At 68.7% G+C, this 13,442-nt stretch carries 14 protein-coding genes and 1 pseudogene; 5 read left to right on the top strand and 10 right to left on the bottom strand.

The features are described from left to right. Window positions 1-4 precede the first annotated feature (4 nt). From ACZ522_RS16870 to ACZ522_RS16905, 8 genes and pseudogenes are all read right to left on the bottom strand, one after another. Entirely contained in the window at window positions 5-2,098 is a 2,094-nt protein-coding gene (locus ACZ522_RS16870; protein WP_379696978.1) for an acetate--CoA ligase family protein, read from the bottom strand. Window positions 2,099-2,256: 158 nt separating this feature from the next. Further along, window positions 2,257-2,547 (bottom strand): DUF7967 family protein, encoded by a 291-nt coding sequence (locus tag ACZ522_RS16875; RefSeq protein ID WP_379696975.1) that lies wholly within the window; start codon window positions 2,545-2,547, stop codon window positions 2,257-2,259. A gap of 69 nt (window positions 2,548-2,616) precedes the next feature. Beyond that, window positions 2,617-3,831: a putative manganese transporter gene (locus tag ACZ522_RS16880; protein WP_379696973.1), complete on the bottom strand. Its 1,215-nt coding sequence runs from the start codon at window positions 3,829-3,831 to the stop codon at window positions 2,617-2,619. Between the two features lie 193 nt (window positions 3,832-4,024). Next, window positions 4,025-4,542 (bottom strand): annotated as a pseudogene (locus tag ACZ522_RS16885) (YbaK/EbsC family protein). 108 nt (window positions 4,543-4,650) lie between these two features. Continuing rightward, on the bottom strand, window positions 4,651-4,935 hold the full coding sequence (locus ACZ522_RS16890; protein ID WP_379696970.1) for a DUF7545 family protein: 285 nt from the start codon (window positions 4,933-4,935) through the stop codon (window positions 4,651-4,653). 67 nt (window positions 4,936-5,002) lie between these two features. Continuing rightward, the gene (locus tag ACZ522_RS16895) at window positions 5,003-5,341 is read right to left on the bottom strand and encodes a DsrE family protein (protein WP_379696968.1); all 339 of its coding nucleotides are present in this window, start codon (window positions 5,339-5,341) and stop codon (window positions 5,003-5,005) included. Between the two features lie 142 nt (window positions 5,342-5,483). Beyond that, window positions 5,484-6,551 (bottom strand): NAD(P)/FAD-dependent oxidoreductase, encoded by a 1,068-nt coding sequence (locus tag ACZ522_RS16900; RefSeq protein ID WP_379696966.1) that lies wholly within the window; start codon window positions 6,549-6,551, stop codon window positions 5,484-5,486. A 118-nt stretch (window positions 6,552-6,669) separates the two neighbouring features. Then, window positions 6,670-7,095 carry a hypothetical protein gene (locus ACZ522_RS16905; RefSeq protein ID WP_379696964.1) on the bottom strand — a complete coding sequence of 142 codons (426 nt, stop codon included), beginning with the start codon at window positions 7,093-7,095 and terminating at the stop codon, window positions 6,670-6,672. A 98-nt stretch (window positions 7,096-7,193) separates the two neighbouring features. Here ACZ522_RS16905 and ACZ522_RS16910 point away from each other — a divergent pair, with 98 nt between their 5' ends. The 3 genes from ACZ522_RS16910 to ACZ522_RS16920 all read left to right on the top strand — a co-directional run bounded on the left by ACZ522_RS16910 (window position 7,194) and on the right by ACZ522_RS16920 (window position 9,121). Continuing rightward, a complete protein-coding gene (locus tag ACZ522_RS16910) occupies window positions 7,194-7,478 on the top strand; it encodes a DUF357 domain-containing protein (RefSeq protein ID WP_379696962.1) in 285 nt (94 codons plus the stop codon). 142 nt (window positions 7,479-7,620) lie between these two features. Further along, entirely contained in the window at window positions 7,621-8,355 is a 735-nt protein-coding gene (locus ACZ522_RS16915) for an SOUL family heme-binding protein (protein WP_379696960.1), read from the top strand. Window positions 8,356-8,410: 55 nt separating this feature from the next. Then, window positions 8,411-9,121 carry an SOUL family heme-binding protein gene (locus ACZ522_RS16920; RefSeq protein ID WP_379696958.1) on the top strand — a complete coding sequence of 237 codons (711 nt, stop codon included), beginning with the start codon at window positions 8,411-8,413 and terminating at the stop codon, window positions 9,119-9,121. A gap of 4 nt (window positions 9,122-9,125) precedes the next feature. Here ACZ522_RS16920 and cysS read toward each other — a convergent pair whose 3' ends face one another. Together cysS and ACZ522_RS16930 are read right to left on the bottom strand one after the other, a co-directional pair. Then, complete coding sequence (gene cysS / locus ACZ522_RS16925; protein WP_379696956.1) at window positions 9,126-10,613, bottom strand: cysteine--tRNA ligase; 1,488 nt, start codon at window positions 10,611-10,613, stop codon at window positions 9,126-9,128. A gap of 152 nt (window positions 10,614-10,765) precedes the next feature. Further along, complete coding sequence (locus ACZ522_RS16930) at window positions 10,766-11,269, bottom strand: DUF7523 family protein (RefSeq protein ID WP_379696954.1); 504 nt, start codon at window positions 11,267-11,269, stop codon at window positions 10,766-10,768. Window positions 11,270-11,436: 167 nt separating this feature from the next. On the opposite strand from ACZ522_RS16930, the gene ACZ522_RS16935 reads away from it, so the two are divergent. Together ACZ522_RS16935 and ACZ522_RS16940 are read left to right on the top strand one after the other, a co-directional pair. Then, entirely contained in the window at window positions 11,437-12,312 is an 876-nt protein-coding gene (locus tag ACZ522_RS16935) for a CbiX/SirB N-terminal domain-containing protein (RefSeq protein ID WP_379696951.1), read from the top strand. Further along, window positions 12,309-13,427: a DR2241 family protein gene (locus ACZ522_RS16940; RefSeq protein ID WP_379696949.1), complete on the top strand. Its 1,119-nt coding sequence runs from the start codon at window positions 12,309-12,311 to the stop codon at window positions 13,425-13,427. Before ACZ522_RS16935 ends, ACZ522_RS16940 begins: the two co-directional genes overlap by 4 nt. Window positions 13,428-13,442: the final 15 nt, after the last annotated feature.

Consider the following 13,442-nt stretch of genomic DNA (forward strand, 5'->3'; position numbering starts at 1 on the left):
GGGTCTACAGTTGGTCGGGGTCCACGGTGAGTCGCACGTCCACGGCTTTCACGCCGTCGGGCGCGGCGACGAGGGGGTTGATGTCCAGTTCGAGGATGGCCGGGAAGTCCGTGACGAGCTGCGAGAGGCGCTGGATGGTCTCGGAGACGCCCTCCACGTCCACGGGGTCGCGGCCGCGCGCGCCGCGCAGAAGCGGCGCGGAGTCTATCTCCTCGGTCATCTCTGCGGCTTCGGACTCGGAGACGGGCGCGACGCGGAACGTCGTGTCCTCCAGCACTTCGACGAAGATGCCGCCGAGACCGAACATGAGTAACGGTCCGAACTGCGGGTCCTTGTTCATGCCGACGATGGTCTCGACGCCCGCGTCTAAGTCCACCATCTCTTGGACCTGCACGCCGATGATGTTGGCGTCGGGCTGGTAGTTCCGCGCCCGCGTGACGAGGTCCTCGTAGGCGTCGTACACCTCCTCGTTCGGGACGCCGACTTTGACGCCGCCGATGTCGGACTTGTGCAGGATGTCCGGGCTGACGATCTTCATCACTACGTCGCTCTCTATCCCCTCTGCGACTTCGAGGGCGTCAGCGGGCGCGTCCACGATGTCGCCCTGCGGCGTCTCGATGCCGTAGGCGTCCAGCAGGTCCATCGCCTCGACGCCGAGGCGGGTGTCGTCGCGGCCCTTCACGCTCGACAGGATCTCGCGGGCGCGCTCTCGGTCCACGTCGAACTCGACGGGGTCGTCGTACTCGCGTCGGCTGATGTCGCGGAAGCGCGCGAGGGCGTCGAGTCCGCCGACGGCGCGGGCCGGGTCGAAGTAGTTGGGGATGCCCGCGTCGGTGAGGACCTCCTCGGCGGACGTGACGCGTTCGCCGCCCATGAAGCAGGCCGCGACGGGCTTGTCGTGTTTCTCCTGTAGTTCGACGGTGTCCTCGGCGAGTTCGCCGTAGTCGAGGACGGCCGTCGGACAACTGAGGACGAGGGCCGCCCCGACGTTCTCGTCGGCGAGGGCCGCGTCGAGCGCCTCGCGGAACCGCTCGTTGTCGGCGTCGCCGACGATGTCCACGGGGTTGAAGATGTTCCCCTCCTCAGGGAGCGTCTCCGAGAACGTATCGAGCGTCTCATCGGTGAACTCCGCCATCGAGAGGCGGGAGTCGCCGACGGCGTCGGTGGTCATCACGCCGGGGCCGCCCGCGTTCGTGATAACGGCGATGTCGTCGTTCTCGGGGAGCGGTTGGTTCTCGAGGACGCGCGCGGCGTCGAACAGTTCCTGGACGGACTCCGCGCGGATGACGCCCGCCTGTTCGAGGCCCGCCTCGTACGCTTCGTCGGACCCCGCGATAGTGCCCGTGTGGCTGGAGGCGGCCTGCGCGCCGGCGTCCGTCCGGCCGGACTTCACGAGGACGATCGGCGTGTCGCTCGTGACTTCGCGCGCGGTGTCGATGAACTCGCGCCCGGCGTCGATGCCTTCGAGGTAGCCGATGATGACGTCGGTGTCCTCGTCGTCGCCCCACGTATCGACGAAGTCCGCCTCGTCCAAGACTGCCTTGTTACCCAAGGAGACGACGTCTTTGAAGCCGATGCCCTGGTCGTTCGCCCAGTCGAGCACCGCGGTGATGAACGCGCCCGATTGGCTCATGAACGACATCGACCCCTCCGTCGCGTTCTCGGGGCCGAACGTGGCGTTCATCCCGTTCGGCGTGGACATGATGCCGAGGCTGTTGGGGCCGACGAGGTTCATGTCGTACTCCTCGGCGACGGCGGTCAGTTCCTGCTCCCGCGTCGCACCCTCGGTTCCGGTCTCGCCGAATCCGGCGGTGATGACGACGACGTTCGAGACGCCCGCCTCGCCGGCGTTCTCGACGACGTCCACCGCGACGTGCGGCGGGACGACGACGACGGCGAGGTCGGCGTCGGCGTCGCCGACGCTCCCGACCGCCGGGAGGTCGAACACCTCGTCGTACTTCGGGTTGACGGGGACGACTTCCCCGTCGAAGTCCTCGACGAGGTTCTCCATGATGGCGCGACCGACGGAGCCTTCGCGCTCTGTCGCACCCACCACGGCGATTCGCTCGGGCACGAACAACTCAGATAACTCTCCCATCGCCCGACGGTACTCGCCCTCTCCGCATAAATCCGGGCATGTTCCCTATCACATGGACTGTGAGGGCAGTTCTCGCTCACGGTCTTTGATAATTGTCCACGGATTATTGTTCAAATGTACGATTCGAACGGCGCGGGTCGGGCGGGGTCGGAGGGGCGTCAGATAAGGTCGTCCGGCGCGTACTGTTCGCGCGTTCGCTCGACTTCCGCGGCGTACTGCTCGCGTTGCTCCGGGTCGTCCACCGTCCCGAGGCTTCCGGGCTTCGCCTCAAGCGCCGCCGTCGTGTCGCGCACGTCGCCGAAACTCGTCAGCGACCGCTCCTTCCGGAGGTACTTCGACCCGTCGGGCGTCGCGTACACGAGGATGATGATGTTCTGTTCGTCGTCGGAGTACGTCCGCTCGACGAGCCACACGCGCTCGGTTTCGACGGATTCGTCGCTCTCACTCACGGGACATCACTTGACGGAACTGACGACCCGGGGACAGATAAGTCGTCCGCGGGCGGGGGCCGCGAGCCGTCACCCGAGGACGCCGAAGCCGAACTGCGGGAGTCCGAACACGGCCGTCCACGTCAGGTGGAGGGCGACGCCGACGGCGACGGCGGGAATCGTGGTGTAGATACTCGCGACGACGGCGGCCGTCTTGTTGATGGCGATGAGGGGAAAGAGGGCGTCGCCGTCCTGACTGATGGCGTTCGCCGCCAGCGCCGAGAACGGAATCGCACCCTCCGCGTAGGCCGCCGAGAGGACGATCTGCGGGCCGCACCCGGGGATGAGTCCGAGGGCCGCGCCCGCCACCGGGGCGAGAACCCCCGCGGCGGCGGCGACGGCGGCGATATCGACGCCCGAGAAGAGGACGGCGTACTCGTAGACGAGGTAGGCGGCGACGACCCAGACGGTGACGAACGACGTCTCCATCGCCGCGTGCGTGAGCGTCTCGGCGGCGCTCTCGAATGAGTTCTCGCCCTCGCCGACGCGCCCGTGGCCGACGTAGCGCCGGCCGACGAAGTAGAGGAACGCCGACAGCGCGGTTCCGACGACGCCGACGAGCGTGAAGACGCCGGCGTACGAGAGGCCGAGCGCCAGCGGAACCTCCGGCGCGCCGCGGAGCAAGTAGAGGACGCCGACGACGAGGGCGACGGCGGCGGCGACCCACCACGTGCCGAGTGCGAGTCGGGACGCGCGCCGTCCGAGCGACGAGTCGCGCGTTGGTCCATCGACGGCGCACCCTTCGGCTTCGGCGTAGTGGTGGACTTGACTCCCGACCGCGGGTGCCGCCACACCCCCGTCCGAGACGGCGGGGCGGAGACTCGCCACCGCGGCGTCGACGCGCGAGACGCCGAGTCCGAACCGGTCGATGCCGTACCCGAAGGCGACGGCGGCGACGAAGGCGATGCCGTAGGCGTACAGCGCCGCCTTCGGGGCGAGAGCCAACAGGACGAACGCCGAGTCGCCCGCGGTGGCGACGAGCGTCGCCACGACGGTGCCGAACGAGACGGTGCCGCGGACGTACAGCGGCATCATCACGATAGCGCCGCCGCACCCCGGCGTCAGTCCCATCAGCGCGCCGACCAGCGGTCCGGCGCGGCGGTTCTCCTCCAACCGACGGACGAGTCGGCCGTCCGTGCGGTACTGCACGTAACTGAAGAGCAGAACCGTCACGGCGACGAACGCGCTCACCTGCACGAAGCCGTCGCGGACGGACGCCGCGAACAGGTCGAACAGTTCAGCCACGCGACCCACCTACGGCGCGCCGTGGCGTTCGAGCCCAGCGTAGAGCAATGTTTTTCATGTCTTACCAGATGTTTAGACGCCTCTAAAAATAAATCTGTGCGTTCGAACGGGGGCGGATTGATTTCGGAAGAATACGTCCGAGACGGGGTCGTCAGCGCTCCTCGGCGGAGAACGAGAAGAGAGGACGGACGGGTTACTCCGTCACGTCCGTGGGTGCGGCGTCGGCGAGTCGGCGCAGTTCCTCGGGGGCGACGGGGAACATCGCGCTCGGCGTCCCCGCCGCGCCCCGACGGTGTCGTACTCAGAGAGGGACTCGTCGAACGGGGCGCGGAGGTCGGTTTCGTGGCAGAACGGCGGGACGCCGCCGATGGACCACCAGACCACCTCGCGTGTCTCCTCGGGGTCGCCCATCGACACGTCGCCCTCGTGGAGTCCGAGGTGGGCCGCGAGCTTCGCCTCGCTCACCCGATTCGCACCGCTGGGGACGACGACGAACTCGCCGTCGCAGTCGAAGACGGGGCTGCTGGCTATCTGCCCGACGTCGCACCCGACGGCGTCGGCGGCGTCACCGGGCTACGTCCGGCGGGCTGACGGGCTCCGCCCGTCAACGTCGGCCGCCGTCTTCGTCCCCTCGGGGAACTCCTCGACGGTCACCTCGAAGTCGTGCCGTTCGGCCGCCTCGGGGGCGAACGTCCTCGCTCCCTGGTGCACACTACCGTGTCGCACGGACCGGGACGAAAAGTGGTTCGCTTCCCGGCGGCCGACTCCGGCCGCCGGGGGTGAGAGACCGCACCGCGAGAGTCGCACGAGAAGCCGTCGTTAGTGGCTGTGGCCCATCGCTTCCGAGAGGGGGACGCCGAAGCGCTCCTCGAAGATGGTCTCCATCTCCTCGTTGAGTTCCGAGAGGTCGGCCGCCGTCTCGCCCTCGCTGTGGTGGACGACGACGTGGGCCTGTTGTGCGAACGCCTGCACTACGAGGTCGCCGACGACGTTCGTCGGTTCCTCTCCCTGTTCGGCGAACACGTCCACGAGACCCTCGGGGAGTTCGATGGATTCGACGTCGCCGTTCGGGCCTTCGATGGTGTAGATTTCGGTATCGACCATACGCTCCGTGGGGCCTCTCGACTTAAGGATGTGTGGGAATCGGAGGTGACCGGTCCGGCGGCGTGAACTACGGGCGGATGTACGCGTACCCCTCGGTCTGCAGGCGCGTCACCTCGACTGCGCCCTCCGGCACCGTCTCGATGCCGCCGACGAGGTCGGACTCCTCTAAGCCCTTCATCTGGAGGGTGTTGCTGCAGGCCTTGAACTCGACGCCGTCGGCGAGGAGGTTCTCGACTTCCTCGCCCTCGTCCTCCTCCGTCGTCACTCGCTCTATCCCGTCCGCCTGCGCGACGACGGCCACCTGGTCGATGGTTCCCGACTCGTCCTCGACGAGGTTTCGAACGATGTTCAGCGCTGTCTGCTGTTCGGCTTCGTCCGCGGAGACGAGGTGGACTACTGTCTTCATGCTAATCGTTCGTCGTCCGGACGCGAGGAAGTTGTCGTGCTTGCAGACTCCGCGAACGTGTTCGGACGGTCAGCCGGCGTCTGCGCTCAGAGGCGGAACGGAACGGGCGGCGCGTAAAACGGACGTTCGGCGGGAAAGCGCCTCAGTCGCCGGATTCGACGGCCGCGGGTGCCTCTTCTTCCTCGGCGCGTCCGTCGCGTTCGAGTTCTTCGAGGTAGTCGTCGGCGTCGAGTGCGGCTTTCACGCCCATGCCGCCCGCAGTCGCGGCCTGCTGGTAGTGGTAGTCCACCACGTCGCCCGCGCCGAAGATGCCGGGGACGTCAGTCGTCGTCTGTCCGCCGTCGGTGCCGCCCTTCGTCTTGACGTACCCCTCCTCGTCGCGTTCGACGCCCGTCCCTTCGAGGTAGTCGGCGTTCGGCGTGTGGCCGATGGCGTAGAACACCGCACCCACGTCGAAGTCGAACTCCTCGGTCTCGGGGTCGTCCAGTTTGTCGGTGGGGTGCCCCTCGGGGTTGCGAACGAGGGTGACGCTCTCGACGCCCTCCTCGGCCGACCCGTGGAGTTCGGTCACCTCGGTGTTGAGCATCAGTTCTATCTCGCCGTCGTCCACCTGCTCTCGGACGCGGTCGATCCAGTAGTCCTCCGCGCGGAACTCCTCGCGGCGGTGGACGAGGTACACCGTCGAGGCGAACTTGGTGAGGAAACTCGCCTCCTCCATCGCGGCGTCGCCGCCGCCGACGACCAGTATCTTCTCGCCGCGGAAGAACGCGCCGTCGCAGGTGGCGCACGTCGAGAGGCCGTAGCCCATGAGTTCGTCCTCGCCGGGGACGCCCAGCGTCCGGGCGGACGCGCCGGAGGCGGCGATGACGGCGTCGGCGGTGTACACGTCGCCGTTGCTCAGCGTCACCGTGAAGGGGCGCTCGTCGGCGTCCACCGATTCGACGATGCCGTGGCGAATCTCCGCGCCGAATCGTTCGGCTTGCTCGCGCATGTTCTGGATGAGTTCCGGCCCGGAGATGCCCTCGGGGAAGCCCGGATAGTTGTCCACCTCGGTGGTGAGCGTCAACTGCCCGCCGGGTTCGTCCCCCTCCAGCACCAGCGGGTCGTTGTTGGACCGCCCGGCGTAGATGGCCGCCGAGAGGCCCGATATGCCCGACCCCGCGATTATCAGTTTCCGGTGTTCAACGAAATCGTCCGCGTCGTCGCTCATGTCTCAGAATTCGAGACTGCCTCCCTTTTAGGTTCCGCTGTCGTGCGCGCGCCGCGGCGCAACCGGTTCGTCAACGTATCGCGCGGGGCCGCACGCCGCGCGCGTACCCGCACTCCGGTCAGACCGCGTCGGTGGCGGGTCCGACCGCCCCCGCGAGGCGCGAGAGCGTCGCGCCCGCGACGAATCCGAGCGACGCGTACGCGAGGCCGACGAGGAGCGACGGACTCGTCGCCGCGAGGAGGAGACTGTTCGGGGCCGCCGAGTGGAGGCCGCCGAAGTGGTACAGGTCGTACCCCACCGCCGGGCAGAGGCCGACGACGACGGAGACGAGGAGGCCGTCGTTGCGGTAAGCGTGCGCCGCCGCGGCGGCGACGGCGAGTCCCGCCACGGGGTAGGGATACCAGACGGCCCCGCCGAGGGCGGAGTGGAGGACCAGTTCGTACGCGGCGAAGACGACGGCGCTGAGGACGGCGGCGAGGCCGACGGCGCGTCGCGACGTGCCGCGTTCCCGACCGAGGAGGAGGGCGTGTAGTGGAGGGCGCATACGGCCCGGTTCTCGTCGCGTCCTAAAGTCGTTCCGTGTGCGTCGCGCGGACGGCGCGAACGGACGGCTTCTTGGTCCGCCGCCGTCCACGGGGAGGTATGCCCGCGGACCTCCACGAGAAAACCGACCGCTACGAGGGGATGTTGGCCGACGCACTCGCGGAGGCGGAACCCGCCGTCCCGGCGGGGACGCCCCTCGGCGACGCCGCCGAGGAGTGCCGCGAGATGGCGCTGTCGTACCTCGAAGACGGGCGGCACTTCCGCGCGGACGACGACTGGGTGAACGCCTTGGCGTCGTTCTCGTACGGCTACGGGTGGCTCGACGCGGGCGTCCGGATGGGCCTGTTCGACGTGCCCGACGACTCGCACCTCTTTACGATGTGAGCAACGGGGCGGGCCGTGGCGTGCGACCGAGCCGTCGCATCCGCACGCAGGTCGTCCCTCCGCGCTCGCTTTCCGTGGCCTCGCTTCGTTCGACCCGCGAACGCCCACAAGAGACTATGGCCCGCGCGACGCCTCTGACGGTATGGCCCGAAAGCGCACCCTCGCCTACGGCGGCCTCGCCGCCACCTCACTCCTCGCCGGTGTCGCCGCGCGAGTCGTCCACGAGAGGCGTTCGACGCCCGCCGTCTCCTACGAGTCGGTCGGAACTATCGACGGCGCGGAGTTGCGACGCTACCCGACGACGACGGTCGTAGAGACGGTCGCCCCCTCCGAGCACCAGGCGTTCGGCAGACTCGTCCGCTACGTCTCGGGGAACAACGACGCCGAAGCCGAACTCACCCCGTTTCCGACCGTCGTGAGCGACGGCGAGACGCGCCGCGCGCCCCCCTCGGAGTCGAAGTCGGCGTCGGACGCCGTCTCCGTGACCGCCTCCGACTCCTCGGGCGGCCCCGTCTCGGTGACTGCGCCCGGCGGGGAGGAGTCCGACGACGACGGCGTTCGGATGGCGTTCTACCTGCCGGAGTCGTACGACTTCGAGTCGGCCCCGCGCCCCTCGGACCCGAAGGTCCGCGTGGTCGAACTCCCGGAGCGAACGCTCGCGGTGACGTCCCTCCCGCGGTGGAGCGTCGGGAACCGCGCCGAACGCGAGGGCGAGAACCTCCTCGCGACGCTTCGAGACGAGAACGAGGACGTTCAGGCCGTCGGCGACCCGTTCGTCCTGCGCTACGACGGCCCGGGCGCGTCGTCGTTCCTCCCGCCGAACGAAGTCGCCGTCGAAGTGCGGCGCGTCGCCTCGACGGGCGCGGCGGACCGGTGACTTGTCCGCCCTGAACCCTCGTAAGAGCCTACCGTCCCGGGGGCTTCTCTATCGTATGGTTCAAAAACGTGCGCTGAAGTGGGGCGGCGTCGCCGTCGCCTCCCTCGCCGCCGGCGTCGCCGCGCGGTCGCTCTACGAGAGTCGCTCCGCGGCGAACGTGTCCTACGAGACGGTGGGTACGCTCGACGACGTGGAGGTGCGACGCTACCCGACGGCGGTGGTCGCCGAAACTGCCGCCCCCTCGGAGCGTCAGGCGTTCGGTCGCCTCTTCCGGTACATCTCCGGGAACAACCGCTCCGACGCGGAACTCTCGATGACGTCCCCCGTCGCAACCGGAGACGCGACGCGCACCGCGCGCGCGCCGGACCGTGACGGCGGGGAACTGGCCGCCGATAGCGCGGGCGAAGAAGTCTCGATGACCGCGCCCGTAGAGACGAGTCGCGGCGCGGACGGCGTCCGGATGGCGTTCTATCTGCCGGAATCGTACGACTACGAGTCTGCACCCCGCCCGGTAGACCCGAACGTCCGCGTGGTCGAACTGCCGGCGCGAACGCTCGCGGTGAAGCGCTTCTCGTGGTGGGCGACGGACCGTCGGGTCGAACGGCAGACCGACGAGTTACGCTCGGACCTCCGCGGCGACGACTCCGGCGTTCGGGTCGTCGGCGACCCCTTCCTCCTCCGCTACGACGCGCCCGGGACGCCGCCGTTCCTCCGCAGGAACGAAGTCGCCGTCGAAGTCAGGCGAGTCTCGTCGGAGTCCCGGTAAGGCCTCACTCGAACCGGAATGCCGGGCCGTCGTCGGAGTCTTGCACCTCGACGCCGAGTGCCGCGAGTTCGTCGCGGAGTTCGTCGGCCCGGCCGTAGTTCCCGGCCTCGCGTTCGGCCTCGCGGACGTCGAGGACGAGTTCCACGAGGTCCTCCGCGACGGAGACGTCGCCGCCCTCGCCGGCGTCGCCGAAGGAGAGGCCGAACACGTCGCCGCCGAGGTCCTCGAACGCCTCGACGGCCTCGCGTAGCGCGCGGTAGTCGTACCGCCCTCGGCCGTCGAGGTGGCGGTTCACCGCGCCCGCGAGTTCGAGGAGGGCGGCCATCGCCTCGCGCACGTTGAAGTCGTCGTTCATCGCCGCGCGGAAGTCGGCTCTCACCTCGCCGACGGACTCGCGGAACTCCTCGTCCGCGACCGTCGCGTAGGCGTCCACGCCGTCGAGGGCGCCGAGAGCGGCGTCGTAGGCTCGTTCGAGTCGGTCCCACCGCTCCTCGGCCTCGGCCATCGCGTCCTCGCTGAACGTCTGCTCGGACCCGTAGGCGGTCGAGAGGTAGAACGTCCGGATCACGTCCGCGCCGAACTCCTCGAGGGCGTCGTTCACGTAGAAGAAGTTACCCAAAGAGGAGGACATCTTGTCGCCCTCCGTCTGCAACAGGCCGACGTGGAGCCAGTAGCGCGCGAACGTCCGCCCCGTCGCCGCCTCGCTCTGGGCCACCTCGTTCTCGTGGTGCGGGAAGACGAGGTCGCGGCCGCCGACGTGGATGTCGATGGTCTCGTCCAAGTGCGTCATCGACATCGCGGAGCACTCGATGTGCCACCCCGGGCGGCCCTCGCCCCACGGCGACGCCCACGTCTCGCCGCACGGTTCGCGGACCGGTCCGAGTTCGTCGGGGCGGTGTTCCGCCACGTCGTCGGGGGAGACGGCCCCCGCCTTCCAGAGGGCGAAGTCCGAGGGGTTGCGCTTCTCGGCGCGTTCGTCCTCGGGGCCTTGGGACTCCATCTCCTCGATTCGCTGGTTCGAGAGCTTGCCGTAGTCGTCGAAGGCGGAGACGTCGAAGTACACCGATCCGTTGGACTCGTAGGCGTAGCCCTTCTCTATCAGCGTCTCGATGAGGTCGATGATCTGGGGGACGTGTTCGGAGACGCGGGGGTACACCTCCGCGCGCTTGAGATTCAGGCCGCGCATGTCGCGGATGACGTTCCCGGTGAAGTGCTCCGCCACGTCGGCCTCGGAGTCGCCCAGTTCGTCGTCGCCGATCCGGGCGGCAATCTTCTCGTTCACGTCGGTGAAGTTCTCGACGTGGTGGACGTCGTACCCCTCGTGTTCCAGCCATCGGTGCATCACGTCGGCGTGCATCCACAGGCGGGCGTGCCCGAGGTGCGCGTCGTCCGAGACCGTAAGCCCGCAGACGTAGAGCAACACATCGTCGTCTGTTCGTGGCTCGAACTCCTCGCGTTCGCCCGTCAGGGTGTTGGTCACGGACAGCGTCATCGTGGCGGATTTGTCTGCGTTCGGTGTTGAATCCGTCGGAAGCGTCGCCGACTGAAAGGAGGCGACGAAGAAGCGAACGGGGAGCGAAGCGACCCGTGAGCGAGCGAGACCGAAGGGAGAATGCGGAGAGTAAGACCGAAGAGAGACGCCCGCTACCGAACGACTTCGTGAAGCGACTCCTCGACGAGTCGGAGCGCAGTCGCGCCCTGCCGGCGCGGGACGACCACGACGAGTTCGCCGTCGGCGACGCCCGCGGCGTCCACGAGAACGTCTTCGGCCGCGAGGCGGTCCACGGCCGCGGAGAGGGCGCGCGCGTCCACGTCGCCCGTGGCGATGAGAGCGGTCATCGGCCCCTCCGCGGCGACCATCTCGACGCCGCCGACGGTCACCACCCGGTCGTCGTCCGGCGAGGCCTCCACGTCCTCGCCCGCGAGGCCGACGCCGCTTCGCATGCGCACCGTCGCGTCGCGGTCCTCCGTCGTCAGGTCGGGCAGGTCGTCGGCGAACCGTCGCAGGGCCGTCGCCACGGAGTCCGTGTCGCCCTCCACGTCGAGCGATTCGGCGGCGGCGGTGTAGTTGACGACGCCCGCGCGGAGGGCCGAAAGGAGGTAGGGACGCTCTCGCACGGCGTCGCGCGTCTCGGCGGCGAGTGACATAGGAGGGAGGTGGCGAGACGGGATGAAAAATCCCGTGGCGGCCGTCGGCCGGCGGGCGGCGAATCCTTGGTCAATGATGAAGGGACACCGAACTTCGGCTTCCGTTTCGACAAAATTCCTTTCGGAGATGCGAAGTCCCTAAGGGGACGGTGTCGTAATTTACTCGTATGCAAGCGCTGGTCATCGTGGCGCACGGGTCGCATCTCAACCCGGACTCGCGCGCGCCGACCGAGAATCACGCCGACACCATCCGCGCGGCGGGAGCGTTCGACGAGGTGAAGACCGGATTCTGGAAGGAGGAACCCCACCTGCGGGAGGTCCTCCGGACGGTCGAGTCCGACGAGGTGTACGTCGTCCCCCTGTTCATCAGCGAGGGGTACTTCACCGAACAGGTCATCCCGCGGGAACTCCGCCTCGACGGGTGGGACGTCTCCCAGTGGGAGTCCGACGGCTTGAACGCCGACACGGCGACGTTGGAAGCCGAGGACACCGGGCAGACGGTCCACTACTGCGGCCCCGTCGGCACGCACGAGGCGATGACGGACGTTCTCGTCCGCCGCGCCGAGACGGTGACGGGCGACCCGGACGTGGGCGAGGGCTTCGGTCTGGCCGTCGTCGGCCACGGCACCGAACGCAACGAGAACTCCGCGAAGGCCATCGAGTACCACGCCCGCCGCGTCCGCGAGATGGACCGCTTCGACGAGGTGCAGGCCCTCTACATGGATGAGGAACCGGAGGTGGACGACGTGACGGACTACTTCGACTCCGAGGACGTGGTGGTCGTCCCCCTGTTCGTCGCCGACGGGTTCCACACGCAGGAGGACATCCCCGAGGACATGGGCCTCACCGACGACTACCGCACCGGGTACGACGTGCCCGCCGAGGTGGACGGCCACCGCATCTGGTACGCCGGCGCGGTGGGGACCGAGGGCCTGATGGCCGACGTCATCCTCGAACGCGCCGCGGACGCCGGCGCGGACGTTGGCGCCGCCATCGATGCAGTGCGCGAACGCACCCGCGAGACGCGGACGGCGGGGGATTGACCGTGCGCGACTCGCAGTTCGAGGCGCTACTGGACGCCGTCGAGTCCGGCCCCGTCGAGTTCGACGGCCTCTCCGTCGCCGAGAGCGACGGCGAGTACGACCTCGAAACGCCGGAGTCGTCCTATCACGGCCTTTCGGAGTCCGAACTCCGCGAGGCGGCCGCGGACGCCGCGGCGTACGTGACGAACTGGTACTACTGGGAGCGAACGGTCGGCGCGGGGCGGCACCGCCGCGCGTTCCTCCGGTGGTCGGAGGGCGCGGGCGACCACTCGGTCCCCGAACGGTACGACGCCCTCGAAGGCGGCGTCGCCGTCGAGTGGGGGCAACTCGCCGTCTCCGTCGAACTCGGCTCCGACGGCGAACGGCGGTACGACGTCCGCCACGTCGAGGACGTCGGCGCGCCCCTCTCGGAACTCGACGTCTACGAGGACCCGTTGGACCTCCGCGGGGTGACGACGTACGACGAACGCGGCCGGTACCGACCGCTGAAGACGGCACCCACGCTCGTCTCCGGGTGGGCGCTTCCGGACGTAGACGGGCGTGACGCCGTCGAAGCCGTCGATACCGTCTACCCGGCGACGGTGGCCAACTGGAACCTCGAACGCGAGGGCGAACTCGACGTGAACCACTGGCGGGAGACCGCCGAACGCCAGACGGGCATCTACGATATCATCGACGAACTCCCCCGGGAGGCCGTCGAGTGGGTCGCCGAGACGTGCTGCGTCGACTCGCAGTGTCTCAGGCGGCGCGAGTGGGAGTACGAGGAGGGCGACGAACTCGACGCCGACGGGGGTGACGGACCGTTCCCGTGCCGCGAGCCCTGTTCGCTCGTCGTCGCCGCTGCGCGGCAGTGGACGAAGTTGGAGCGAGAGGAGACGCGGACGTACGAGTTCGAGCTCACGCCCTCCGAGAAGGAGCAACTCGAGGACGTCGTGGACGCCGTCGCCGACGGCCGCACCGAGGAGATTCGGGAAGCCGACGTGTACGAGGGGGCGAACCGGTACCGCGCGCGCTACCTGCGCGCCAAGCGGTTCGACGAGGAAGGTAACCTCTCGGGCACGCCCACGCACCCCGACGAGGACGGCGAGGCCGACCCCGCCCACGGCGACGACTGAAGCGGGGAGGTCGAT

The organism is Halopelagius fulvigenes (genome assembly GCF_055398025.1).